The organism is Pseudomonas sp. NBRC 111138, from assembly GCF_001320835.1.
Taxonomy (GTDB): domain Bacteria; phylum Pseudomonadota; class Gammaproteobacteria; order Pseudomonadales; family Pseudomonadaceae; genus Aquipseudomonas; species Aquipseudomonas paracarnis.
This window is the reverse complement of sequence record NZ_BCBO01000002.1, coordinates 18,422-44,172: the sequence shown is the minus strand read 5'-3', so window position 1 is coordinate 44,172 and position 25,751 is coordinate 18,422. Positions and strand designations below refer to the sequence as shown.

The following is a 25,751-nucleotide window of genomic DNA, read 5'->3' as shown; positions in this document are numbered from 1 at the left end:
TGCTGATTTTTTGACCATCAGGCGGTGATTGCCGGGATCTCCTTGCGTTTGAATTCGACAAAAATGCCCTTCGGGGTGTAGATCAATTCAGGTTCCAGGGTGGTCAGGTTACTGCTGATGGCGCCGAACCTCCCATCAATGGTGGTTGCTTTGGCGATGGGTAGCTGGCGCTTGAGCAACTCGTCGCTCTCTGGCTGTACGTCAAGGTGCAGGGTGGGGTTCCCCAACGTTAATGTGTTGCCGACGTTCAGCACGGAGTGCTGTTGATCCACGCCGATTTTGAAATTCACGCTCGATCCTGGTTTCAGATTCAGATCATTGGTGATCCTTGTCCGCGCCGTAATCGCGGGGTCGAGCAGCAGGGTGCCGGCTACGTTAAGATTGTCGACGTTACCGCCGGAATAGCTCGCGCCCGGCTCGATATCCATTGTGCCCTTGATCCCACTACGGTTGATCAACGTCGCGTCGCTGTACACCTTGCCTTGTCGGTTGGCGTGCAGTGCACCGGTCAGCTCCCAGGAGCCTTTGCCGACCCACAGATGCTGCATTCTTGTCGCCCCTTCAAAAGTCCCTCCTTCAGCGTCGTCGAGAATCACCTGATTGGTGCCACTGCCCCCATCCACTTCGCCGTTGAAACGGCTGCCTTTCTTGATAATCAACAGATCGTCACCGCCTCCCATGTCGAGGGCTACGCCGTTGCCGCCGGTGATAACGCCCTGATTGGTCACTTCATCGGCTTTATTTCCGTCCAGCTTCACACCCGTGCCTGTTGCACCGGTGATGACCCCTCGGTTATCCAGCCAGACGGAGGTGAGCCCGGAGCTGACCAAGCCATGAACAGGCGCCTTGATCTGTACATCCGGGCTGTTGACGATTTCAACGGCTGTCATGAGGTGGGGGTTAGCCAGATTGGCGTCGCTTTGGGTCAGTTTGGCCAAGTGGTCGATATTCATACCGTGACTGCTCGCTGAGCCTGGGGTAGTCATGAGTTTGATGGTATGGGTATTGAGCAAGCCATTGGACGGTTGGCTATGGGCAGTCTTGAGCTCGCCAGACATCGCTGGCGGGTGTGCAGGGGGCTCTGCTGGTGTGGCCGGGGTGACGGCAGCGGCGAGGGACTGGGTGCCATGGGCAAACAGCATGCCCATGGAAGGGATAAACGAGAATGGCGAGATCATGGTTTCCGGCCTCTTCGGTGTAGGAGGCCGGAGTGTAGCGAGCACAATCACCGGCTTAATGTCAGGCGTTGTAACCGGCTTGAGCGTGAAGTTTCCTCAGTTGCTGTCTTAAAACCCCATCTTCCATTCGCCTACCAGCCCATGGTTACGGCTGTTACTGCCGACCTCAGCGGTGTACGCGACGCTCAGTGCCTGATGAGCAGAAAGGCCTATGTCCAACCCCGTGCGCAGGGCCAGGCTGTCGCGGTTCAGCGAGACGCCATCGACGGTGAAATCACTCTTTTCTCCGGTCAGGTCAATCAGTCGGGAAGATTGCTTCACGCTGCTTTGCACGTCGCCGTAGAGGTGCTTCCAGTGGGTGCTCAAATGCGGGGACAGGCTCATGTTGTTATCAAAACGATAAAGGCTGCCCAAGCGAAGCCCCAGGGTGCTGCTGAGGTTTTGCTGGGTTTGCGCACCGACATTCAACGCCGCAAAGCCGCCTTTTTCCTTGAAGCCTTCACGATGGTAGCGCTGGTACCCCAGGCCTGCGAACGGCTCGACGCTTAACGTATCCTTGCCCAGCTGGTAGCCCATTTCACCAAATACGGTTTGGCTTTGGGCCGTGTATTTGCCTTTGAGTTGCTCGCGATAACCCAAGAAGTCGATATCGACACCGCGTTTGTTTTGCCCGTCATGGTTGCTGTAGATGGCACCCAGGCGCAGAGCCAGCGGGCCGTCCTGGCGTACGGCGTATGCGCCCAGATGCCAGCTGTCGAGCGCTGCTTTGAAACGCTTGTGCTCAAACTCGCTTTCGGATTTGCCTCCCACCACACCGGCACGCCAAGCGTGATCGACTGCCCAGTCGGCGCCCAGAACAACGCCCTTGGTGCTTTGCTGCAACCCGACGCTGCCATATTGGCCGTCAAGTTTGCCGTTGTGGCTGAGGCCTTTTACCCAGATGCGGCCATCGGCATCGTCTGCGACGTTTGCTGGCAGGTCGCGCAGGACCGAGAGCAGCGTGTCGCTGACCTGTTGCGTGCTCATTTGGGTGGCCGCGGCAAGGTTGGCGTTCTGGCTGCCCGCGAGTTGTTCGAGGGCCTGAGCGACCTTCCCCGGTGCGAGGTTATTGAGGTATTCGCCGATATTGCCCAGTTCGTACCTGTCCCAGGGGGTGAGTTTGTCTGATTCAAGTAGCGATTTGACCGCCGCGTCCACGGCCAGGGCCAGGCGCTGGCCGTTGCGAGTGTTTGTGTGTTCGGCCAGGTAAAAATCGACGGGGGCGTCTGTCGAAAGGCGATGCAAGACGCCGTCACGATTGATTGACCCGGTCAGTTCTGTGATCCCGGACCGATCGAACACGTGTTCCACGCTTCCCTGCGCTTGGGCAAATTGAATGCTGCTGGCGGCCAGCCCGAAGGACATGACGAGCACGAGTCGCTGTAAGGTGAATGGCATGCAGTCCCAACCTCTTGATTAATGAGGCCGGGAATTTAGGCGAGGTGAGGGGGGGATAACTGTCAGGCCATCGACCCCTGATTTGCGGGAGTTGTCTCTAGTACGGTGCGATTAAAAACTCATCTGCCATTGGCCGGTCAGTGCATGGTTGCGGCTGTTGCCGCCCACTTCGCCTGTATAGCCCAGGCCCAGGCGATGGCGGGCGGATAAACCCAAGTCCAGGCCCGCTTCCAGCAACAGGCTGTCCCGATCCAGGGCGCTGCCTTGCACGTTGAACGCCGTGCCCCCGGCCAGGAAAGCCTGGCCGGTGGTGCTGTCGACATCGCCATAGGTGTGCTTCCAGCCAACGCTGGCGCGGGGTGTGAGGCTGACGCCGTTGTCCAGCTGGCTCAGGTGCACCAGGCGCAGGCCGAAGGTGCTGCTGAAGTTGTCCTGGGTCTGGCCCTTGACGTGTAACGCAGCGGCGCCGCCTTTTTCGTTATAGCCGTCGCGCTGGTAGCGCTGGTAGCCGAGGTTGGCGAACGGCTCTGCGCTCAAGCGACCTGCGCCAAGGGCGTATCCCAGTTCAGCAAAAGCCTGCTGACTGTTGGCGTCATAGTCGCCTTTGGGGCGGTCGTTAAAACCGTTGAAGGCCACCGTGCGTTTACTGTCGCCTTGGTGCCCGCTGTAGGCAGCACCCAGGCGCAAGGCCAGTGGGCCACTCTGGCGCAGGGCATAGACGCCGGCGTGCCAGCTGTCGACGCTGCCGTCCACACCGGCGGTGTCCAGGTCGGTCTTGGAATAACCCCCCAGCACACCCAGGCGCCAGTCGCCGTCCAGCGCCCAATCGGCACCGAGCACTGTGCCCTTGGTGCGTTGGGTCAAACCGTTACTGCCGTGCTCGCCGTCGAGCTTGCCGTAGCTGCCGATACCTTGCAGCCACAGGCGGCCGCGGGCGTTCGGGTCATTGAGGTTGCGCACCTCGGCGGGTACGCCGGTGGCCGCCAGTGCGGGTGTGTCTTTGCCGTCCAGCCCCACCAGCAGTCCCGCACCGCCGCCCACCTGGTGCATGGCGGCGAGCATGCTGTTGCCCACTTGAGCACTGGCATTGAGGGTGGCGCTGGTGAGGCTGGCAGTGCTGCTGCCCGCCAGTTGCTCGATGGCTGCACCGGCTGTGGCGGTGGTGGTATTGAGCAGGGCGTTGTACAGCGGATTGTTCGTGCCCAGGCCCGCCAGGCTGCTGGCGGCGCTGGCACCGTTGGCGGTGCTGGCGAACTGGTTGAAGGCGATGTCGTTACGTGTGTACGTGAGGCCGACCTGAGTGGCGCTGTAATCCAGGGTTGGGGTCAGGAAGGCGTAGTCGCTGGTGACCTTGCCAAACGTGCCGTTGATGCTGCCGGCTTGCAGCACGCTGTAATGGCTTTGCCACGGGTAGGTGCCTTCGCCGGGGTTGACCGCCAGGGTCGCGCCATTAAGGTAAGCGGTGCCGCCGACCTTGATCGGTGCGCTACTGCCGTCGGCGTTGACGCCATAGGCGAGGGTCGAGCCGCTGCCCATGCGCAAGTCACGGCTGATGCTGGCGGTACCCAATGCGGTGTTGGTCTGCAGGGTGCCGTTCATCAGCAGGCTGCCCACCGAGCCGCCGCCGGCATACACACCGCCTGCATCGACCGTCACATTACCGGCAATGCCGCCTTGGTTGACCAGCTTGGCACCGCTGGAAATCTCGCCGCCGTCGCTGAAATCACCCTGGCCGGTCAACGTCCAGATGCCTTGCTTGACCTCCAGCCATTCAAGGTTGCGGCTGTCGCCAAAACTGCCCCCTGCGACGTCGTCCAGGGTCAGTCGGTCGTAACCGCTGCCGCCGTCCACTGTGCCGATAAAGCGGCTGCCATTGCGCAAGATCACGTGGTCGTCACCGCCGCCCAAGTCCAGGGCCAGGCCATTGCTGGCACTGATCGTGCCGCTATTGATGACTGTGTCGGCGTAATTGCCGACGAACTTCACACCAAAGCCATCCAGGCCTTGAATCGTGCCGTGGTTCTCCAGGGTGGTAGTCGCAAGCCCGGGCCCGTCGCTGCCGTCGTCCACCAGGATGGCATTGTTGGCACCACTGATCAGCGCGCCCTGGGCGTTGTAGATAGCGCCGCCGCCCAGGGCGATCCCGTCGCTGCCGTTGGCAAAGCCGTTCTTGTCGACACCCCCGGCGCCGACACCCTGGATGACGCCGTAGTTTTCGATATGGGCGATCTTGTCGATGTCCACGCCGTCACCGTCGCCATCCGGTTGCAGCCCGGAGAACGCGCCGGTGATGGTGCCGTGGTTGATCACAGTGCCGTCGCCATCGGAACCAAAGCCCGAGCCGTTGCGGCCGATCACCGTGCCGTAGTTGGTCAGCGTGGCGCCCTCGTCCGTGGTGATGCCATGGCGGCCACCGGAAATCAGGCCGTAATTGGTGACCGTTACGCCGCTGGCGGAGTCGATGTCCACGCCATCGAACTTGTCATCGCGGGAGAAGGTGTTGCCGGTGGAAATCTCGCCGTAGTTAGTGATAGTGGCGTTGGCGCCGGTCTTCATGCCGTCGCTGGCCTCCCCGCGAATCAAACCACCGGCACGGTTGATGATGGTGGTGGTGACGTTGCTGCTGCGCAGCGCATCCAGGTCCAGCCCTTGGCCGGTGGCCGAGCGAAGGGTGCCGCTGTTGTCGATCAGCACGCTGCCGCTGGCAACGTTACTGTTGATGCGCAACGCATCATTGGCGCCTTGGATCACCCCGCCGGCAAGGTTGTAAATGCCGTACCTGCGCTCCCCGCTGACACTCCCCGAACTGTCGATACCCCGACCGCCACTGGAGACCAGCTTGCCCGCGTTCGTCACCACCACCCCCGAACCGCGGGTGCCGTCCTTGAGCGTCACCGCCACCCCAGAGGTTCTAATGCTGCCAGGCGCCGACGTGGTCAACGTATCACTGCCCCCCAAGGTTTGCCCCTGGGTGGTAGGCGTGTCGATCTGCAGGGTCTTGGCTGCGGCTGCTTCGATGAAACCACCGCTGGCCAACAGGGTGATGGCGAGCGCGAGGCGTTGAGGAGACGGGGGCATGCTGGGCGACCTTGTTATGGCAAGCGAGTCGACCTGTATAGCGGAGGGGAGTTGCAGGAATGTGTCGAAAAGATGACGACAATGAATATGCAATCTATTGCAGATCCTTGAGCCTATTCAGCCTGAGCGCTGCAATATATTGCACATTCTGCACGTCAACCGCGCCGCACGTAGCCCTTGCCGAAATGCCGCTCCATCCGCGCCTGGATCAATTCGAGCCCCAGGGACATCACCCAATAAATGATCGCCGCCGTCGTGAGCATCTCGATATAGCGGTAGCTTGAGCGGCCATAGGACTGCGCCAGAAACATCACTTCCCACACGCCCATCACCGAGATCAGCGACGAATCCTTGAGCATCGAGATGAACTGGTTAGTGGCCGGCGGGATGATGGTGCGCATGGCCTGGGGCAGGGTCACGTGCCAGAAGATCGCCCTGTCGCGCATGCCCAGGGCCAGCGCAGCCTCGCGTTGACCATGGGGCACGCCAAGGATGCCAGCGCGGAAAATCTCGCTCAGGTAGGCGCCGTAATTCAGTGACAACGCGATGATCCCGGCGACGATGGCGCCTGGCACCAGCCCCAATTGCGGCAGGCCCAGGTAGATCAACAGGATCTGGATCAGCAGCGGGGTGCCGCGAAAGAACGAGGCGTAGAAACTGGCAATGCCGAACGCCACGGCACTTTTGGACAGGCGCCCCAACGCGGTGATAAAGCCCAGCACCGACGACGCGACAATGGCGCACAGGCACAAAAACAGCGTCAGCGCCGCACCTTGCAGGAAGCCGTTGGGCGCAAGGTGCAGGCCGACCAGGTTGGGCAGCTTGTCGAGGATGATCGAGAACTTCAGGTCAAAGCTCAGGAAAAAACTCGCAAACAGGGCGAACAGCGCCGCCCAGGTCAGGTAAAGCCGTAGGCGAAAACTCATCGGCTTATATCGGCGCCGATCCATTTTTGCGACAGCGCGCTCAAGGTGCCGTCCTGCTTGAGCTGGGCGAAGACCTCACGCACTTTGCTGTCCCACTGCGGGTCGCCTTTCTCGATGGCCACCGAGTTGGGCTCCGAGTACAGCGGCGCACCGGCGAGCTTGAAACGCGTGTCCTGGGTCAGGCGCGGCTGCGCGGTGACCAGGTTGGTGAGGATCGCATCCAGGCGCACGCCAGCGCCCAGGCCCAGATCCTGGAACGCCACGTTGTCGGTGTCGTACGGGGCGATCTGCACCTCCTCGAACGGGTACTGCAACTGCGTGTCTTCGGCGCCTTCGATCACCAGGTTCTTGTTCAGGTAGCTTTCGTAGCTAGAGGCGCTGGTGAGGCCGACTTTCTTGCCGCTCAGGTCCTTGGCTTCGTGGATGCGGTCGTCCTTGGCATTGACCACAATCACGGCGGGCGAGGCGTAGTACTCCACCGGGAAGTCGAACACCTCGGCGCGTGCCTTGCTTGGGGTCATGGAACAGATGCAGATGTCGTAGCGCCCGCTCCAGCGGCCGGCGGCGATCACGTCCCAGGACGGGGTTTCCAGGCGCAACTTCACGCCCAGTTTTTGCGCCACGGCCTTGGCCACGTCCACGTCGAAACCGTCGAGCTGGTTCTGGTCATTGAGAAATGAAAACGGCGGATAGCTTTCCATCAGCACGCCGACCAGCTCTTTCTTCTGCTCGACACGATCCAGCGTGGCACCGCCAAAGGCTTGGGTTGAAGCAGCCAACATCGTCAGGCCCAGGGCCAACAGCGGTCTGAATTTCAAAATCGAACACCTGAATAAAAAAGAGGTTGTTATTAACCGAACGGTACGCATTAAATAGTTATAAGAACGACTCTCATAGTGAGTTATTTTCATAAGCATATGAGTAAAAAGCATATGGGCGCAGTAAGCACAGTAATTCTCGATGGTGGCATGGGCCGTGAACTGCAACGCCGTGGCGCGCCGTTCCGTCAGCCGGAATGGTCGGCACTGGCCTTGAGCGAAGCGCCGCAAGCGGTGGAGGCGGTGCACGCGGCCTACATCGACAGTGGTGCCAATGTGATCACCAGCAACAGTTACGCGGTGGTGCCGTTCCACATTGGCGAAGCGCGGTTTGCTCAAGAAGGGCAGGCGCTCGCCGCCCTGGCCGGTGAGTTGGCGCGACGGGCGGTGCAGGCCTCCGGTAAAGCCGTGCAGGTAGCCGGCTCACTGCCGCCGCTGTTTGGCTCTTATCGCCCAGATCTGTTCCAGGCCGAGCGCGTCAGTGAGTTGCTCACCCCTTTGGTGAACGGCCTCGCCCCGCATGTCGATCTGTGGCTGGCGGAAACCCAGAGCTCGATCGCTGAAGCACGGGCAATCCATGCCGGGCTGCCTAAAGATGGCAAGCCATTCTGGCTGTCGTTTACCTTGAAAGACGAAGACACCGACGAGGTGCCACGCCTGCGCTCCGGCGAACCGGTGGCGGACGCAGCCGAGGCGGCGGCGCAACTGGGCGTGCAGGTATTGCTGTTCAACTGCAGCCAGCCGGAAGTGATCGGCGCGGCCATTGATGCGGCGCGGGCAACTTTCGAACGATTGGGTGTAGCGATTCAGATCGGCGCCTACGCCAACGCTTTCCCACCGCAACCGAAGGAAGCCACGGCCAACGATGGTCTGGACCCGTTGCGCGACGACCTCGACCCGCCCGGTTACTTGCAATGGGCGGCCGATTGGCAAGCGCGCGGCGCCAGCCATCTGGGTGGATGCTGCGGCATCGGACCCGAGCATATTGCGGTGCTGGCCCAGAAGTTGGCTGGCTGAGCCTAAGTTCCGAGAGTCGCCACCCTCCAATGTGGGAGCTGGCTTGCCTGCGATGGCATCAACTGGTTTGCCTGATACACCGAGGTGTCTGTATCGCAGGCAAGCCAGCTCCCACACATGTGAGCATTAATCCCGACACTCTGTGAGTGTCTTCAACTGGCCCGAACCACTCTGGTTCGCCTGCGACAACCACGCCTCAAACCCGGCACCGACCTTCGGCCATTCCGAATCCAGGATCGAATACCACGCCGTATCGCGGTTCTGCCCCTTGACCACCATGTGCTGGCGGAACACCCCTTCAAAACTGAACCCCAAGCGCTCGGCTGCGTACTTGGACCGCGCGTTGCCGTTGTTGCACTTCCACTCCAGCCGACGGTAGCCCTGCTCGAACGCATATTTGGCCAGCAGGTACACCGCTTCGGTGCTTTTCGGCGAGCGCTGCATGGGTGCGCCGAAGGTGACGTGACCGATTTCGATACGGCCTTGCGCCGGGACGATGGACATCAGGCTGAGGATGCCCTGAACCTGGCCCGTCGCACGGTCGATCACGCTGAAAAAGTACGGGTCGCTGTGGGCGGCGTGATTGTTCAACCAGGCGTCGAAGGCACTGCGCTCGGTGAACGGGCCGTAGGGCAAGTAATCCCACAGCTTCGGATCGGCCCCTGGGCCGTCAAGGGCTTGCCACAGTTGATCGGCATGGCGCGCCGGGTCGAGCTTTTCCAGGTGGATAAAACGCCCTTCAAGCAGTTGCGCAGTCGGCGCCGGGACGCCTTTCCAATCAGCGAGGGAATTGATCATGCAGTGCTCCTTAAAGACCTTTGCGAAATTGGATGAAGCCTGGGCGTTCGGCGATGCGCTCATAGAGCTGGATCGCCGTGGCGTTGGTCTCATGGGTCAACCAGTGCACCTTGCAGCAGCCATCGGCCTTGGCGGTGGCGTAGACGAATTCGATCAGCTTGCGACCGACCCCCGTGCCACGTTGGGCTGGGTCAACCAGCAAGTCCTGCAGGTAGCAGGAGTTCTCGATGCTCCAGTTGGAGCGATGGTAGATGAAGTTGACCATGCCCACCGCCTTGCCGTCCTGCCAGGCCAGTGCCGAATGGGTCGGCTCGCTGGGGTCGATCAGGCGTTGCCAGGTGCTTTGGCTGACGGCGTCCGGCAATTCGGTGTTGTAGAACGCCAAGTAGGCCTGCCATAGCGGCAGCCAGGCGGCTTGGTCGGCGGCTGTGACCTGGCGAATGTCGATCAAGCTCATTCTGAAACTCCTTGGGGAATAAAGCGGGCGAGGGTCTGGTCACGTACATCGGCACTGGCGGCCAGGCCGTCACGGACACCGGCTATGTCGGCGGCGCTGCGGTTCTGGCTGAGTTTGCGTTTGCCCACCAGGCGTTCGATCGGCAGGGCAAAGCCGACAATGGCCTTGAGCATGCCGTCGATGTAGTCCGCCGGTGCGTCGCTGACACGCCAGGGTTGGGCGCGGGCGCTTTCATGGCGGTCGGTGAGGGCGGTGACCACCTTGAGCAAGCGCTCGGCGTCGCTGAACACCGCAGGCGTGCCATAGGCGTGCACGGCGATGTAGTTCCAGGTCGGGACCACTTTGCCGTGCTCGGCCTTGGCGGGGTAAAACGCCGGGCTGATATAGGCGTCGGCACCGGCGAAGATCACCAGCGCTTCACCGCCATTTTGCAGCTCGCGCCATTGCGGGTTGGCCCTGGCCAGGTGACCGTACAGCGTGCCATTGGGCCCTTCATCGGGGTTGAGCAGCAAAGGCAAGTGGCTGGCTTGCAGGCCGTTTTCACCCACGGTTACCAACTGCGCCAGACGGGTGTGCTGGATCAGTTGCTGGATTTCGGGCAAGTCATCGAGAGCAAAGGCGCGGGGTGTGTACATGGAGATATTCCTTGGCGAATGCCTGCATCCTAGGCAGGCTATTGGTTCGTTGTAAGAGCCATCTCGCGCTATTTTCATAGGTCCAATATGCCGCCTGTTTCGCCACCGCTGTCCTTCAACCCCGCCGGTATCGAGCTGGACCGCCGCCAGGGCCTCACGCGCCAGCTTTATGAGGCCCTGAGCCAGCGGGTATTGGATGGGCGATTGGTCAGCGGCACGCGGTTGCCCGCAACCCGCGATTTGGCGACAGCCTTGTCGATTTCCCGCAACAGCGTGGTGCGCGCCTACGACCAGTTGTATGCCGAAGGGTTTATCGAGAGCCGGGTGGGTGATGGCACCTATGTTGCCCAATTGCCGATGCCCCAAAAACTATCCACAAAAGTATCCACAGGGTTGTCAACAGGATTATCCCCAGGGTTATCCACAAAATGCGCAAATTTACCTGAGGATTTGGATGACGAAGTTATCCACAGTGCCGGGTTGGCGCGGGTAAAAGACCACCACCTGCCTCAGCCGCCTTCGGGGCCGCCTCGGGCATTTCGCGTGGGCGTACCCGCCTTCGATCTGTTCCCGTTTGAGGTATGGGCCAAGCTGAATGGGGCGTTCTGGCGCAAACCCGACCTGGAACAGCTGTGCTATGGCGACCCGGCAGGTGATGGCCGCCTGCGCGGTTTGATCGCCGCGTACCTGCGCAGCTCGCGTGGCATGCAATGCACGGCTGAACAAATTGTGATCACCAGCGGCGCACAGCAAGCCATCAGCCTTTGTGCACAGTTGCTGGTGGAGCCTGGGGATGGCGTGGCGGTGGAAAACCCTGGCTATCGCGCGGCCGGCCATGCATTCGCTTTGGCCGGGGGGCGACTGCACGGCGTGCCGGTGGACGGTGAGGGCATGGATTGCCAGGTGCTCAGTGCCCTCAATGATTGCCGCGTGGCGTATGTCACGCCTTCCCATCAGTATCCGCTGGGCGTGGTGATGAGCCTGGCACGCCGCCTGGAGTTGCTGGCCTGGGCCGAGCGTTCAGGCGGCTGGATCGTGGAGGACGATTACGACGGCGAGTACCGCTACAGCGGCGCGCCGCTGTCACCATTGGCCGCGCTGGATCGCAGTGGCCGCGTGCTGTACGTGGGCACCTTCGGCAAGGTGGCGTTCCCGGCGTTGCGCCTGGGTTACCTGGTGTTGCCACCGGGCCTGGTGCAAGCCTTCACCCGGCGCCGCGCGGTGGACGTGCGTCACTCCGAAGTCAGCACCCAGGCGGTGATGGCCGAGTTCATGGCGGCGGGGCACTTCCAGCGCCACATTCGTCGGATGCGCCGTGCTGCGTTGAGCCGACGCAATGCCTTGTTGGCTGGATGGCCAGAGGCATTAGCCGGTGTTGGCCCATTGCCCAACGTTGCAGCGGGACTGCACTTGACGGTGCGTGTCGACAGCGTGTCCCGCGAGCAACAATTGCTAAAGCAAGCTCATGCAGTCGGTGTAGAGATCAACGGATTGAGCACCTATTGGCTGCCAGACTCCAGCACACCGCCGGATCAACGCGCCGGCCTGGTGCTGGGGTTTGCTGCCGTGCCTGAGTCGGGCATTGCGCAGGCGCTGGAGCGTTTGCGTCTGGCTTGGCTGCCATAAGCCGATCAGGTGTTGAAGAACAGCGACTGGGCCAGTTGGGCGCCGATGCTGCTGCGATGGATTTCAATCATGTCCCAGTCACTGGGGCCGGTGCGCTGATAGGCACCGCCTAGACGTTGTTGCTCGCGGGTCTTGAGGTGATCCTTGGTGAAGTTTTCCAGCGCGGCATCTTTTGTTTCATAGTGAAAGTGCGCGTACCACAGCACAGTGCCGTTTTCTTTGTCGCGAATCTCGTACTCGTCCAGATAGTCCTTTTTGGGCCCCTTGAGGGGGCGGCGGCTGATGACCTTGACGATGCGGATCAACCCTTGGCTGTTGAGCCAGTCAACCCGTTCGGCGGTTGGCGCTTGATGCTTGATCATGTCGATGTAGTGTTTTTTACCAAGTCGATAGAGGCGTTGCGCCGCGTCGTTGAGCTGGCGCTTGGTTGAGGCGGCAGAAGCGTGATCGCTTTCAGTAAGATTGCGCTGGGTCAGGGCTTCTTCGATATCGTTTGAGGCTTTTTCCAGCGCCTTTGCATGATCATCGAACATGTCTTGAATATCCTGCGGCGCATGCCAGGGTTTCCTGGAGAAACCCTGGTATTTACGGGTTTCAGCTTGTTCGCCATCCAATAGCGCTTGCCCCGTGTTGATGCTGGTGTCCAGATCCACAGCTACCGGTGCGCTTGGCTGCGATGGGGCTTTCTGCCGTTTAACCCAGACTCCCGGTGCCTTCTCATGAAACGTGGCGAGCACCTTGCCGGTCATGTGTGCCTTGACGTCGACCAACGAACTGTCTGCTTCGCGGGGCTCACCCATCACCAAGCCGTGATGACGTGTCTTGATCACTTTACGCCTTGGGGCGGGCTCGGCCCTGGAGCTGCCGGGCTTGGGCTGCTGGGCTTTTTTCTCTCGCAGCAGGTAGGCCAGGTCGTGGATGGCCCGTTGGCTGAACTCGCTTATTTGCAGGCGAAAACGTTCGAGGCGGGGTTTGAGCAAGTGCTGCGGGTAATCGGCATGCAGATCCAGCAGGCGTTGGTCGGCGCTGGAAAATTGCTCAACGAGGCTGTTGAGCACCTCGATACGATTATCCAGCGAGGCGCCATTACCGCGTTCAATAATCTCACTGAAACTTTCAACGTTGATTTCGGCTGAATCGACGATCTGGCCCATTCGCTCACGCACGGTGGCTGGAACCTGGCTTTGCGTCTCATCGATACACAAGTAACGGCCCAAGCCAATCTCAAGAGATTTGAGTTCAATGAGCGTGAGCTGCGGCAACTCTCGTATGGTTTTACGAATGATCGCCGCGCCTTCATCTCCCAGGGTTTTAAGTTCGTTGAAGCGGTCGTTGATGAATTCCAGCCGCCTGATGATGCCAAGGTTCTGAGTGGACAGGGTTTTTGCGATTTTTGCCTGGTTTTTATAGTCAATGTCTACCTCCGCATCAAGAACCGGCAACGACGCCGTCAAGGCTTTCTTGTAGCTCTTCACCTGTTGCTCCATGGCTATCTGTGTCAGTTGCACCTGTTGTTTCAGGTAACCGCTCATGTTGCTCTGGTAGGTGGGTACGGTGTCGATGATGCTCAAGGACTTCAGCTGGCTGATCGCTTCGTCGTACGCCGCCAGCCGCCTGTCGACCTTGTCGATGAACGCTGTACGCTGCAGGTCCGTGGACGGCCCCGGGGTAGCGTCCAGCGCGGGCTTTGATTCAAGCACGTCCAGTTGTTGACTGGCGGCGACGGCGTCAAAGGCGTTGAGCTGCCTCTTGAGTGCTGCAATGCGCGCAGGCTGATCGACCTTGACCGCCCGCCGGCGGTTTCTAAGACCGCCGCCGCGCAGTCGCAGGCGGATGTCGACAAACCACTGGCCCGCCAGGTTGCCGATCAGCGGCGGGCCTGTACGCAAGGGAGATTTGGAGTCGATGATAATGACACTGTCGTTGTCATCCACGATGACTTCGAACCAGCGCTCACCAACGGGTGCAAACCACCGATCCGCGAGTGGATAGAGATTGAGGTGGCGGCCGGGGGTTTTATTTTGCTCGCCAAGCTTATCGGGTTTGGCAACATTAAAACTGTCGAGTGTTCTGGCCAGTCCCAGGCGACTATGGCTCAGGGCGCCGCGCGTGTGTACGGCACCTTCATGCTTGGCAGGTAGTTGATTGTCGGGAATATCCGGTTGCTGCACGCAGGTATATTTTTTCTCGGCAACCGGCGGTTTGCTCACCGTTTCGATTGTCGTTTGTTCGGATTCAGGCTCAATCCTGGCCGCATCGAACTGCTTTCGAGGTCGCGGATGGCGCAGGGCTATATGCAGAGTCAGCGCCATTCCCAGGTTGAGGAATACATCCACCAACGCAGTCCAGGCCGTTGAGTGGTCATCCTTGTTCACGGCCTCCTCGGCAGCTTGCAGGTCGTCCATGATTTGCCAGATCCAGGCGGCGACTCCCAGGGTGCGGCCCATGAACGGCAGCGCGGCACTGAATATTTGCCAACCTGCATGTCGAAAGGTCGCCCACCGTTTCTGTACGTTGGATACCGACTGGCGTGTTGCCAATTCGACCATGGCATTGGCATTGGCCTTGAACAGCGTCGCTAACGCGTCATTGCCTATTTCTTCGTTGGTCAGCGTCACGGGGCCGCTCATGTACAGCACGGTAAGCGGCTCAACCAGTGCGCGCACCACGGTCCAGGGCGAGGGAAGGGTGTCGGGGAACACATATTGTGCATAGTTGAAGCGTTGCGCGTCGGGCAGCCAGGCCAGCACTGACTCGCGCAAGGTACGGTCATGTTTGATGGCGTACAGCAGGTTTTGCCGCGATGCAAATTGCATCAGCGTCGGTTCGAGCAGGGGCCGATAAAGCACGCAGGGGCCGGCGTCGGAATGCCTCGGGCCGATCACGAACATATTGGCGACCACGTCTTGCTCATGGCCGGGGCGCAAGGTGGGCACAAAGGCCAGGCAGCGAATGACAATGGGCTGCCCATCTACTTTGCGCTCCTGTTCTTCGTTGTGCATCACCGCGGCGATGTAGCGGTAACCGCGTTCATCGACGCCGCCCTGGCCGCGGATTTTCATCTGCAAGGCCAGCAGTGGCAGTTGCACCTGAAGGTGGCGGGTGTAGATCTGCTGTCGATGGCGCGATTGCAGCGGATCATCGAGCAGTTTTTGTTTGACCAGGGCTGGGTAGTTCTGGCCTATATCAATGTCTTCTATGACGTCTTTCAGAAAGCGGTAAGTCAGCCAGGTGGGTACACCGTTGTCCTTGCCGTTGTAGTGCACGGTCGCGTTGCCGGTAGGCAAGCCGGTAAGGTTTTCCAGGGCCAGGTCGATCAGGTCACGACGAGTGATGTCGACGGCACCCGGAATGACAAATGTGCCCCACAGAACCGGGCTTTCAATCACAACCTCGACCTTATCCAGATTCAGACTCACGCCCTTTTCCGGGACGCGGATATGGCTGTGCAACTGAGTCCGGGCATAGTCACGAATAGACGGAATGCCGTCCTGGAATGTTTCGCCGTGGTAATGGGTGTGCAGTTGGGCCAGGTCGATCATATAGCGGCTGTAGGCGGCGGTATCGGAGTCCGTCGCCGAGGTCAGCCAGTCCGGGAGTTGTTGGTGAATCTGGCGAATATTCGACAACTGGTGATCGCTCATCTCTTCGATGCTCGGCACGATCCGGGCGACAGTTGGGGCGGGCGGCTGATCCTGCAGGCCGGCCCCGCCGAGGCTGCCAATGACCTGGATTTGCAGCGAGATCAGCGTGCAGGCCAGCGCATCGAAGAAGTTGCCATCAGGCTCGTACAAGCGCCATTGCAAGGTAGCGTCCTGCTCTGGTGCATTCAGCCTTGCCGGCAGCGAAGCACCGAACTGGGCCAATGACTCGAACGTCTCATACCCGCTCACAAGCGAGTGCGTCAGCACCATCGGGCGGTTCTCGTGTTCGCCCACCAATACGGTAAGGTCCAGGAAGTAGAGGTGGGTAGACTGGCCATCTTCAAGAATATCCACGTCAACCAGGTAGGCATGGGTTTTATAGGGGTCTTTCAGCGAGCGCCTGGCTCGGTCGGGCTCATGAAAAACCGTGCGGGCCATGGCGCATTCGTGCTCATCCAGACCTTGCTCTTCGGTGATGTTCCACACGTTTCTCAACGCGCTGGAGAAGGCCTGCCAGCGTGGGCCGGCTGCGCCATTGGACGCGTTCCAGAAGTCCAGCTGCTGCTCTTGGAACGCGGCGAACAGCAGGTCTGATAACTCGTTGATCAGACGTGCAATGGCATCGATTTTCACCGCGAGGTGTACGGGAGCCGTAGCGTTGGGTTGTAGCGTGAGGAAGTGTTGACCGTCGAGGTAGGTCACCCTGTCGCTGGACAGTGCCTGATGAGCAAGCACCGAGGTGAGTGATTCCACAGTAGCGGGCGCGCGCTCGACGGCGTTACCGACCACCTCCCATTGAGGGCTGACTACCACGGCCAGATCGGGGTCGATATTCAGGTTGGGATACAGCTCTTTGAGTGCAGAGCGCAGTGTGGCGGCGGCAACTTCCCGGGCGGTGGGGCCGGTGGTTAACTGGGTAAGCAGTTCATAGGTACTGGGCGGGCGGTGATTATTAGCGGTGTCATTGGGCATGTGCAGCTCCTCTGCATTCGATGGCCCGGACGGGCTTCGCAAATGAGCAAAGTAGCGAGCTGCGTTGCGTCGAGGGCGGTAGATACGTCGAGGCGCATCTACGCCCGCCAGTGTTTCACGTGCCGGATTTGATCTTGGTCCAGGCTCTGGTCCTGGCGCGCTCCGCATCACGCCCCAGAGGCTTTAACGTATACAACGTCGCCATCGCCGCTTCGGTCGGGTAGAGGTTGGGGTTGTTGCGAATGGTCGGATCGACTCGTTCGGTCGCGTCCTTGTTAGGGTTGGGATAACCGACAAAATCGCTGATGGGCGCAATAACCTCGGGCTGTAGCAAGTAGTTGATAAAGGTATAGGCGTCCTGTGGGTTTTGCGCGCCCTTGGGGATGGCGAGCATGTCGAACCAGATCGGCGCGCCCTCTTTGGGCAGGCGCATGTCCACGGAGACGCCGTTTTTTGCCTCTTTGGCACGGTTGGCGGCCTGGGAGAAACTGCCGGAATAACCCACCGCGACACAGATGTCGCCATTGGCGATGTCGGCCATGTACTTGGACGAGTGAAAGTAAGTGATGTACGGGCGGATCTTCATCAACAGTGCTTCGGCCTTGTCGTAGTCCTTGGGGTTGCTGCTGTTGGGGTCCAGGCCCAAGTGCTGCAACGCCAGGGGCAGGATCTCCGAGGGCGAGTCCAGCAGTGCGACGCCGCATTGCTTGAGCTTGCTGATGTTCTCTTCCTTGAAGATCAGGTCCCAGCTGTCCACGGGGGCGTTGTCGCCCAGGGCCGCCTTGACCTTGGCTGGGTTGAAGCCGATCAGGATGGTGCCGTACATGTAGGGCACGGCGTATTGATTGCCGGGGTCGTTGGCTTCGATCAGCTTCATCAGTTTGGGGTCAAGATGGTTCCAGTTCGGCAACTGGCTGCGGTCCAAGGGCTGGAACACGCCGGCTTCGATCTGTTTGGCCAGGAAAACGTTGGACGGCACCACCACGTCATAGCCGGAGTTGCCGGTGAGCAGTTTGGCTTCCAGGGCTTCGTTGGTGTCGAAGATGTCGTACACCAGCTTGATCGACGGGTGCTGGGCCTTGAAGTCTTCCAGCGCCTTGGGCGTGATGTAGTCGAACCAGTTGTAGACCTTCAGGGTTTTTTCTTCGGCCTGGGCTGCGCCGCTGACAACCACGGCGCACAGGGCGAGCGACTTGAGTATGTTCATTGGGCTGCTTCCTCGAAACCTTCCAGCACGTTGACGGCGTTGATGCCGATTTCTTCCACCGCGTAGCCGCCCTCCATCACGAACAGCGTGGGTTTGCCCAGGCGGGCAATGCGTGCGCCCATGGTCAGGTAGTCCGGGCTGTCGAGCTTGAACTGCGAGATAGGGTCGTCCTTGAACGTGTCCACGCCCAGGGACACCACGATGATGTCGGCGGCGTAGCACTCGATTTCGGCGCAGGCCTGTTCCAGCGCGGCGCTCCAGGCCTGCCAGCCGGACCCGGCCGGCAACGGATAGTTGAAATTGAAACCCGCGCCTTCGCCTTCGCCATGCTCATCGGCATAACCGAGGAAGAACGGAAACTCTGCCTCCGGATGGCCGTGAATCGAGGTGAACAGCACGTCGCTGCGCGCGTAAAAAATGGACTGCGTGCCGTTACCGTGGTGGTAGTCCACATCGAGGATCGCGATCTTTTTGCAGCCCTGATCAAGGAATGCCTGGGCTGCGATGGCCGCGTTGTTGAGGTAGCAATAACCGCCCATCAAATCGCTGGCGGCGTGATGCCCCGGCGGGCGGCACAGCGCGAAGGCACTGTGGGCGCCTTGGGCGATAGCGGCCTGGGCGGTGAGGGCAACTTGTGCTGCGCTGTAGGCCGCTTGCCAGGTGCCGGCTGTAATCGGCGCACCACCGTCGAAGCTGTAATAGCCCAACTGGCCGTGCAGGCTGGTGGGCATCACGCGGCGCAACGTGCGCGCAGGCCAGGTGTAGGGCAACAGATCGCCGTCCTGGTCGTATTCGGTCCAGCGCTGCCAGGCGCCTTTGAAGAAGTCGAGGTAGTCGCGGCTGTGGATACGTTGCAGCGGTGCCAGGCCGAAGTCCAGCGGTGCTTGCACGGGCCCCAGCTCCCGCGCCTTGACCCGTTGCAGCACATGGTCGGCGCGCGAGGGCATTTCGAAGCAGGGCATCAGTTGCCCGTCCATCAGTTCACAGCGGCCATGGTGCAAATGATGATCGTCCGAGTAGATCGTCAGCATGTTGTTGTTCTCCGAAGGCTCTGGGGTATGCCTTGCAGTGTTGCCAGACGCCGGGTTTTGGAGAACGGCAGGAGCGGCCAAAAGGGGATCGATATGGCCAATGTGTCTGTCCGCTATTCGCCCCTTGCTAAGGCCTGAACTGACTCGGTGCCACACCGCTCCAGCGCACGAACGCATGCCTGAAGCTCGCGGTCTCGCTGAAGCCCAGTTGCTCGGCGATCCGGTAGATCGGCAGTTCATCCTCCCCCAGCAACTGTTTGGCGCGTTCGAAGCGTAGTTCGTCGAGCAACTCCTGATAGCTGCAGCCCAAATCATGCAAATGCCGGCGCAGGGTACGTGCTGAACAGTTCATCTGCCCTGCCAGTCCCTCCAGGCCCGGAGCGGCATTCAGTTGCGCGGCCAGTAACAGGCGCACACGCCCCAGCCAGGCCTGGCGACCGGTGAACTCGGCATTCTGCCGCCGGCAGCGTTCCACCATGGCGCAGTGGGTGACGGCGTCGGCCAGCGGCAGGGGTTGATCGAGCCAGTCACGGTCGAACGCAAAGGCATTGCTGGCGGCGCCAAATTGCAGCGGGCAGTCGAAGCGTTCGGCGTAGCGTGCTCGATAGTCGGGCGCTGGGTATTCAAAGCGCGCGCCGAGTAATGGCAGTGGTTGGCCGAGCAGATCGTCGCCGATGACTTTCAGCGAGAGCAGGCAGAACTCGACATTGAAGGCGTGCAGGGCTGGGTCTTCGCGATAGTCACTGGCGCTGAACCAGACACGCTGGCCGTCCTCCTCCAGGCTCAGTTCAAAAAGTGTTCCCAACAGCGCCGGGTAGCGCAGGGCCAGGCGCAAAGCGTCACCGAAGGTGGCACTGGTGAGCAGTGCATAACCGAGCATGCCGTAGGATGACACATGCATGCGCCGGCCCAGTTCCAAGCCGATACCCCGGCGCAACGCCACGGCGTTGGCGCATACGCGCATTTCCTGATGAGTGGTAATACGCGTATCGGCGCGGCCCAGGTCGGCGCTGCTGATGCCACTGCCGGCCAGCAGGGTTTGGCTGGGTATGCCGTCAGGCTTGAACGTCTCCAGTATCAGCGAGACCGCATTGAGGGTGGTCAGGTGTGAATGCAGCATGATCGATTCCAGCCTGGGTTTGCCAGGCTGGAGCAAGTTATGTGCCGTTGCGCGAGGGGGAGGTCAATAGACCTCTGGCGGGAAAAACAAGCGCTGGGCTTGCGTCAGGTTGATGGAGCTGCGGTAGTAGTTGAGTTGTTCCTCTGCGTTTAAGTCGGTGATCGTGTCAGCCACCTCTTTGAGCTGTTGTTCTGCTGGTGTTTTCAACCGTGCATGGAGAAATCTGTTAAGTGAAGCGTGGGCGCTCGAGTATTGGAAATGTGCATACCAGAGGGGTTTGCTGGTAGACAGATCAATGACGGCATACTCATCTTGATAGCTCCAAGTGGCGCCCTTGAGAGGCTGCCGGGTCGTGACCTTTTTGATCGCAATTTCGCGGTGGTTAATGAGCCAGTCGACATGGGCAATGGTGGGTGGCTGTTGCTTGATCAGCTTTGCCACGGTTTCAGTGGCTCGTGCGTAAAGTGCTTTTGTGGCAGCCTTGAGTCGTTTGCGCAGGTCTGCGCTGGATTGCTTGGTTTGTGCCGTGACTTTGGCTTTGATCAATGCCTCGTCAATATCTTGCTCGCTGCGCTCGAGCAACCAGGCGTGCTGGTGAAACATGTACTCGATGCCGATGGCCGTGCGCGAGGTATCGTTGGCTTGTTGGCTGGCGCGTTCTTGAAACTTCGGCAATTGGGCAAGTAGTTTCTCGCCCGCGGTGGTGGCGTCGTGGAGCGTGAGCGTTGCGGATGTGGCCTGTGCCGGGGGCGTTTCGATGTGTTCGACCCACATACCCGGAGTCTTCTCATGAAAGGTGGCCAGGACCTGGCCGGTTATCGGGGTCTTGATATCAACGAACCTTGATACGGTCCCTATGGGGTCCAAGCGGGGTTCGCCAATCAACACGCCGTTGTAGCGTGTCTGGATAAATTTTTTCAGCGGCCTGGGTAGCGCAGGGGGAGGGGTGGGCCTGATTCGCGTCAGTTTCTGTTCTTCGTGCAGAGGGACAAGTGCCGCCTTGGCGCGGTTGGCGAACCCTTGCAGCGATCGACTCAGGCGCTCCAGGGGTTGGGCCTGGATCTGTTCGGAGAACTCTTGAGAAAAGTCCTTCAAGCGCTCATCGATGAACTTGAACTGCTCCACTAGATTGCTCAAGGCATCGATACGCTCGTCCAGGCGATATTCGCTTCGCTCATCCAGGGTGTCACGCAGGGTCTGTACCGCGACGTCGGCACTGTCGAGCGTGTTGTTGAGCATCTCCCAGGCATGGGGTTCGGTTGCGAGGGATTCAGGGGTCAGGCACAAGTGACGCGCCAACGTCACCTGCAGGGCCCTGAGATCGTCGCTCATATAGCGGGGCAGTTTGCGCTTGCTCTCCCTGATCACGTCGAATCCGGCCGGGCCGAATTTGCGTAGTTCGGTGAAGCGTGACTGAGCGTAATCCAGGCGCTTGATCATGCTGTCGCTCATCTCGACGATCTGTTGGTAGTCCGCGATATCGCTGGTATGAGGTGGCGGTGCATGGATTGGGAGCTGTTCCAGAACGGGCGAAAGTTTTGAAGTAAAGGGGACGAGTTCTTCGTTTACCCCTGCTTCATTGAGCGCCAGTTGGGCCTGTAGATAGCCAATGGCTTTTACTTGGAATTCAGGCTCCGAGGTGAAGACGGCGATGGTCATCAGGTGTTGCCGTGCTTGTTCGTAGTCTTCCGATTGGCCATCGAGCGTGTCCAGGTAGGCCTGGCGTTTGGCTTGGGCACTGGTACTGGGGGCCTCGTCCATTGCTTTGCGGGTTTCTTGCAGTAGGCGCTGCTGGGTTTTCTTCGCGCTTTCAAACGCTTTCAATTTACTGCGCGATGCGTCGGCTTCGGTGATCGCAAGGTCCTTGGCGGTATTTTTCAACCGATCGGTACTGGGTTTGCGCAGGCGCACCCGGTGGTCGACGGACCATTCGCCCTGAGCGTTGTGAATCAGTATGGGGCCGATGCGGTTGGCCTGGTTGGGGTCAATGACAACAATGTTTTTATCGTCGTCCACTTTCACCATGAACCAGTTTTCGCCGACGGGAGCGTAGTGCTGCTCTCCTGACTGATACAGGTAGCGGTCAGCAGCCGGCTGGTCTATGACGGCGCCGAGGTCAGCGGGCTTTTCTGTTTTAAAGCTTTCAAGCATCGAGGTTTCCAGCGCTGGCGTGCGGTTGATTGCGCCGCTCGTGTTCAGTGCGATCTCGTGATCGGGAGGCGGGGCCAGCGAGGTTCGCTCAGGCAGTTGCTCGACGGTGAAGCTTATCGTGCTGGAGGGGCCCGGCGTTTCAGGCGCAAGCTCGGTCGTCTTGACTTTGGTGGGCTCGATCCTGGCCGGCTCGAACTTAGGTCTGCTGCGCTGTGCGCTGTGTAAGGTGATCGCCATACCCAGGTTAAGCAGCACATCGGTCAGCGCAGACCATTGTGCAGGCTTGTCGCCCTCCTCATGGGCCTGGGCAAAAGTTTCCAGCTGTTCGACGATTTGCCAGATCCACGCGCTAGTGCTTGCGACGCGCCCCATAAAGGGCAGTGCGGCATTGAAGAGCACCCAACCGGCCTGCTTCAGCGTGTCCCAGCGGCTTTCGGCATTCGATACCGATTGGCGGTCCGCCAGTTCAATCAGCGCTTTGGCGTTGCTCTCGAACAGCGTCTTGAACATATCCCCGTTGAGGCTCTCCTCACCAAGACTCACGGGACCGCTATAGGTCCATAGCTCGATGGGGTTTACCAGAAAGTCGGCGATGACCCACGGCGACGGCCAATGACTGGTAAAGACATAATTGGCGTAGTGGTTACGCACCGCGTCCGGTAGCCAGCTAATCACCGAATCGCGCAACGTGCGCGACTGGCTGATGGCATACAGCAAGTTTGCCGGTGATGGGTATTGCAGCAACGCGGGTTCAAACAACGGGCGGTATAGCAGGCAAGGGCCGTCTTGAGCATTTTCTGGGCCGATGATGTACATATTGGTGACGTCATCGTTGCCGTTGATGAGCCGGCGCTTGGGGTTGAAGCTCAGGCGTCGCACCATGATGGTTTTGCCGTCGACGTAATGGTCGCCGCTTTCAGGCTGCATCACAGCCACAACGTAGCGGTAGCCGCGCTCGTCAATCCCGCCCATGCGGCGAATCTTGTGCTGTAAGGCCAGCATCGGCAATTGGACTCGCAGGTGATCGCGGTACAGTTTTTTGCGACGTGACGCCTCGGCCGGGTCATCCAGCAGTTTGCTGCGGATCAATGCAGGGTACGTGACACCGATATTACAGCGGCTGATCAGTGTTTCGAGGTAAGCCACGGTTATCCGATCCGGTATGGATTGGCGGATGTCGCTCAGCAACGTTTTATTACCGGTGGGCAGTGCAATCAGGTTTTGCAGGGCCAGTTCGGCAAGGCTGAACGTGGTGGTTTCGAACTGCCCGGGCACGGTGAAAAGGCCCCATACCACCAGGCTCTTGACCTGGATTTTCAGCTTGTCGAGCTTCAGGTAATGCAGCGTCGGGTGGTCCTTGAGCAGCTCGATTTTCAACTGGTCCAAGGCGAACTGATGAATGCTGGGAATACCGTCATCGTAGGTCTTGCCGGCATTCAGGCTATTGAGCGAGGCCAAGTCCTTGAGGTGGCGTGAATAAAGCGACTGATCGCTGGCAGAGGCATCGGTCAGCCAGTCCGGCAGTTGGGTTTGATACCAGCCTGGGCCCGGCCCTTTGGCGATGGCTTTTTCGGCAGGCATCGGGAGTGTTTGCAGGGGCGGGTGTTTCGCGCTGGGCTGTTTGTAATCCCCGGTTTTGAGGTTTTCCACAGTCTCAAGTTGCAGGGCGATCAGCTTGCAGGCAGCGTGCTCGAAAAAATCGCCGTCAGGTTCATAAAGGCGCCACTCCAGGCGATCAAAAGCCTCCGGTTGCTCCAGGTGATCCTTCAACGAATCGCCTAGCTGTTGGTAGGTGTCGTATTTCTCGTATCCCTTGAAGGGTGAGTAACAGAGGATCAGGGTTTTGTCTTCGGATTTGCCCTCGAGCACGGTCATGAATACTTGGTCGGTGTGCTGCGTCTTGGTACCTTTTACCAGGTCGGCATCAATCAGATAAGCGCGGCTGCCGTAAGGGTTATTGTCTTGGCGAGCGGAGCGGGTGGGTGCATGAAACAGCGTTCGGGCCATCGTGCAGTCTTCGTCGGTCCAGGCATCGACGTGTTGCACATTCCAGGCCCCGCGCAGGCTCTGGGTGAGTGTTTGCCAGCGAGGACCGTTGCCGTTGCTCTGGTTCCAGAACGTTACCAACTGTTCCTGAAAGGCCCGGTAGACCACCGGCGCCAGGGTATTGATCAGATTGGCGATTTCGACAATACGCACGGGTAAATGAAGCGGGGGGGTGGTCAACGGCTTCAGGGTCAGGAAGTGATTGCCCTCGACGCACAGCGTCGGCACCTTGAGGATGGCCTGCCGGGCCAGGATGCTGCTCAAGGTTTCATAGCGTGTTGGCCCTGGCACGATCTGGTCATCGATGAGCTCCCAGGTAGGAGTGCCCATCAGTGTCATGGCCGGGTCGATGTCCAGGTCTGGGTATTTCTCCAGTAAAGACTGGCGCAGCAGTTCGCGAGCTGCTTCACGAAACGAAGGTCCGACGGACAGTTGAGTGGCCAGTTTGTGTGTTTCAGTGTCTGGAGGCGTTTGCTGCGAGGGTGTGGAGTTGGAGGTTGTCATGCGGGCATCCCTGTCTTGCCGATCAATGGAAAAAGCCGAGAGCAGGCTCGGGTTTTCCATGTTAGGTATCAGCAAGCAGGGAATAGCAGTGCTTATGTAGGGCTGTCTTGGGCGTTCAAGTTGGGTTGGTATGCAGGTCCAACTCTACCAGGCGCCGCACTTCCTCGACGGCAAGGCCGGCACCGAGCAGGGCGTGCAACTTGCCGAACGCGGCTTCGCGGGTCATGCCTGCGCCGGACAACACGCCGGCGCCTCGCAAGCGGCTGCCGGCTTCGTAGACATCCAGCTCTACACCGCCTTCATGGCATTGAGTGATGGCGACCACCACCACACCTTGATCCTGCGCACGCTGCAAGCTGGCGAGGAACTGCGGGTTATCGCTCGGCCCGGTGCCGCTGCCGAAGCACTCCAGCACCAAGCCCTGAATGCCGCTGCTGATGATTGCGTCTAGCTGTGCAGCGTCGAAACCGGGTATCAGCGGCAGTACGCCGACGTTCGCCAAGGCTTTGGGCTGACGGTAATCCAGCGCTGCCGGCAGGGTTTCGGCACGGGCGAAGTCATCCTTGCGTTGCAAGGCCGCAAACGGATTGCGCCCAAAACTGCGAATCTTCGCGCAGCGGGTCGGTGCCATCAGCGCGCCGTGGAAGTACAGGTGCACACCCGGCTCCAACCCTTCGGCCAAGGCTGTCAACGCACCGCTGACGTTTTCCCAGGCATCGCTGTCGGGCACACCGGCGGGCAGCATCGAACCGGTGAACACCACCGGTGCCGGCAGGCCCAGCAGTTGGAAGCTCATGGCCGCCGCGCTGTAGGCCAGGGTGTCGGTGCCGTGCAGGATCAGCACGGCATCGCAGCCGGCGTCTACCGCCTCGACCACGGCGCTGCGCAGGCGCTGCCAGTAAGCGGGGTTCATGTTGGCGCTGTCGATCAGTGGTGACATTTCCCGGAAGCGCCACGCGGGCAGGTCTGCGTCGGCGAACTGTTCACGCATGCGTACTTCAAAACCAGACGCGGGTGCCAGGCCATTGGCGCTGGCCTGCATGCCAATGGTGCCGCCGGTATAGAGCACCATCACGTTATTAGCTGATTGCATCGAAAATCTCCTG

The 25,751-nt window shown here is 59.9% G+C and carries 16 protein-coding genes; 2 read left to right on the top strand and 14 right to left on the bottom strand.

From position 1 onward, the window contains the following. Positions 1-17: 17 nt before the first annotated feature. From APH41_RS00340 to APH41_RS00315, 5 genes are all read right to left on the bottom strand, one after another. Entirely contained in the window at positions 18-953 is a 936-nt protein-coding gene (locus tag APH41_RS00340) for a hypothetical protein (protein ID WP_054916947.1), read from the bottom strand. 333 nt (positions 954-1,286) lie between these two features. After that, positions 1,287-2,582, bottom strand: coding sequence for an autotransporter domain-containing protein (locus APH41_RS00330; protein ID WP_232241578.1), 1,296 nt, complete (start codon positions 2,580-2,582; stop codon positions 1,287-1,289). Positions 2,583-2,726: 144 nt separating this feature from the next. Beyond that, a complete protein-coding gene (locus APH41_RS00325) occupies positions 2,727-5,693 on the bottom strand; it encodes an autotransporter domain-containing protein (protein WP_054916943.1) in 2,967 nt (988 codons plus the stop codon). A 155-nt stretch (positions 5,694-5,848) separates the two neighbouring features. Beyond that, positions 5,849-6,619 (bottom strand): amino acid ABC transporter permease, encoded by a 771-nt coding sequence (locus APH41_RS00320; protein WP_014720547.1) that lies wholly within the window; start codon positions 6,617-6,619, stop codon positions 5,849-5,851. Next, on the bottom strand, positions 6,616-7,437 hold the full coding sequence (locus tag APH41_RS00315; protein WP_054896075.1) for an ABC transporter substrate-binding protein: 822 nt from the start codon (positions 7,435-7,437) through the stop codon (positions 6,616-6,618). The genes APH41_RS00320 and APH41_RS00315 overlap by 4 nt, the downstream gene beginning before the upstream one ends. 114 nt (positions 7,438-7,551) lie before the next feature. On the opposite strand from APH41_RS00315, the gene APH41_RS00310 reads away from it, so the two are divergent. Further along, entirely contained in the window at positions 7,552-8,454 is a 903-nt protein-coding gene (locus APH41_RS00310) for a homocysteine S-methyltransferase family protein (protein ID WP_034129144.1), read from the top strand. A 126-nt stretch (positions 8,455-8,580) separates the two neighbouring features. Here the strand turns inward: APH41_RS00310 and APH41_RS00305 are convergent, their stop codons facing one another. Genes APH41_RS00305 through APH41_RS00295 form a run of 3 tightly spaced genes read right to left on the bottom strand, consistent with a single transcriptional unit; the run spans position 8,581 to position 10,344 of the window. Further along, the gene (locus APH41_RS00305) at positions 8,581-9,252 is read right to left on the bottom strand and encodes a GNAT family N-acetyltransferase (protein ID WP_054916941.1); all 672 of its coding nucleotides are present in this window, start codon (positions 9,250-9,252) and stop codon (positions 8,581-8,583) included. A 10-nt stretch (positions 9,253-9,262) separates the two neighbouring features. Further along, a complete protein-coding gene (locus tag APH41_RS00300; RefSeq protein ID WP_054916939.1) occupies positions 9,263-9,709 on the bottom strand; it encodes a GNAT family N-acetyltransferase in 447 nt (148 codons plus the stop codon). Next, positions 9,706-10,344, bottom strand: coding sequence for an FMN-binding negative transcriptional regulator (locus APH41_RS00295; protein WP_054916937.1), 639 nt, complete (start codon positions 10,342-10,344; stop codon positions 9,706-9,708). Before APH41_RS00295 ends, APH41_RS00300 begins: the two co-directional genes overlap by 4 nt. An 87-nt stretch (positions 10,345-10,431) precedes the next feature. Between APH41_RS00295 and APH41_RS00290 the strand changes: the two genes are divergently transcribed. Then, complete coding sequence (locus tag APH41_RS00290; RefSeq protein ID WP_054916935.1) at positions 10,432-11,970, top strand: PLP-dependent aminotransferase family protein; 1,539 nt, start codon at positions 10,432-10,434, stop codon at positions 11,968-11,970. A gap of 5 nt (positions 11,971-11,975) precedes the next feature. Here the strand turns inward: APH41_RS00290 and APH41_RS00285 are convergent, their stop codons facing one another. The 6 genes from APH41_RS00285 to APH41_RS00260 form a co-directional block, all read right to left on the bottom strand. Then, a complete protein-coding gene (locus APH41_RS00285) occupies positions 11,976-16,586 on the bottom strand; it encodes a dermonecrotic toxin domain-containing protein (protein WP_054916933.1) in 4,611 nt (1,536 codons plus the stop codon). A gap of 115 nt (positions 16,587-16,701) precedes the next feature. Then, entirely contained in the window at positions 16,702-17,793 is a 1,092-nt protein-coding gene (locus tag APH41_RS00280; RefSeq protein WP_054896069.1) for a polyamine ABC transporter substrate-binding protein, read from the bottom strand. Continuing rightward, complete coding sequence (locus APH41_RS00275) at positions 17,790-18,824, bottom strand: histone deacetylase family protein (protein WP_054916930.1); 1,035 nt, start codon at positions 18,822-18,824, stop codon at positions 17,790-17,792. Before APH41_RS00275 ends, APH41_RS00280 begins: the two co-directional genes overlap by 4 nt. 127 nt (positions 18,825-18,951) lie before the next feature. Continuing rightward, positions 18,952-19,944 carry an AraC family transcriptional regulator gene (locus tag APH41_RS00270; RefSeq protein ID WP_054896067.1) on the bottom strand — a complete coding sequence of 331 codons (993 nt, stop codon included), beginning with the start codon at positions 19,942-19,944 and terminating at the stop codon, positions 18,952-18,954. Positions 19,945-20,007: 63 nt separating this feature from the next. After that, entirely contained in the window at positions 20,008-24,645 is a 4,638-nt protein-coding gene (locus APH41_RS00265) for a hypothetical protein (protein WP_054916928.1), read from the bottom strand. 115 nt (positions 24,646-24,760) lie between these two features. Continuing rightward, complete coding sequence (locus APH41_RS00260) at positions 24,761-25,738, bottom strand: asparaginase (protein WP_054896065.1); 978 nt, start codon at positions 25,736-25,738, stop codon at positions 24,761-24,763. Positions 25,739-25,751: the final 13 nt, after the last annotated feature.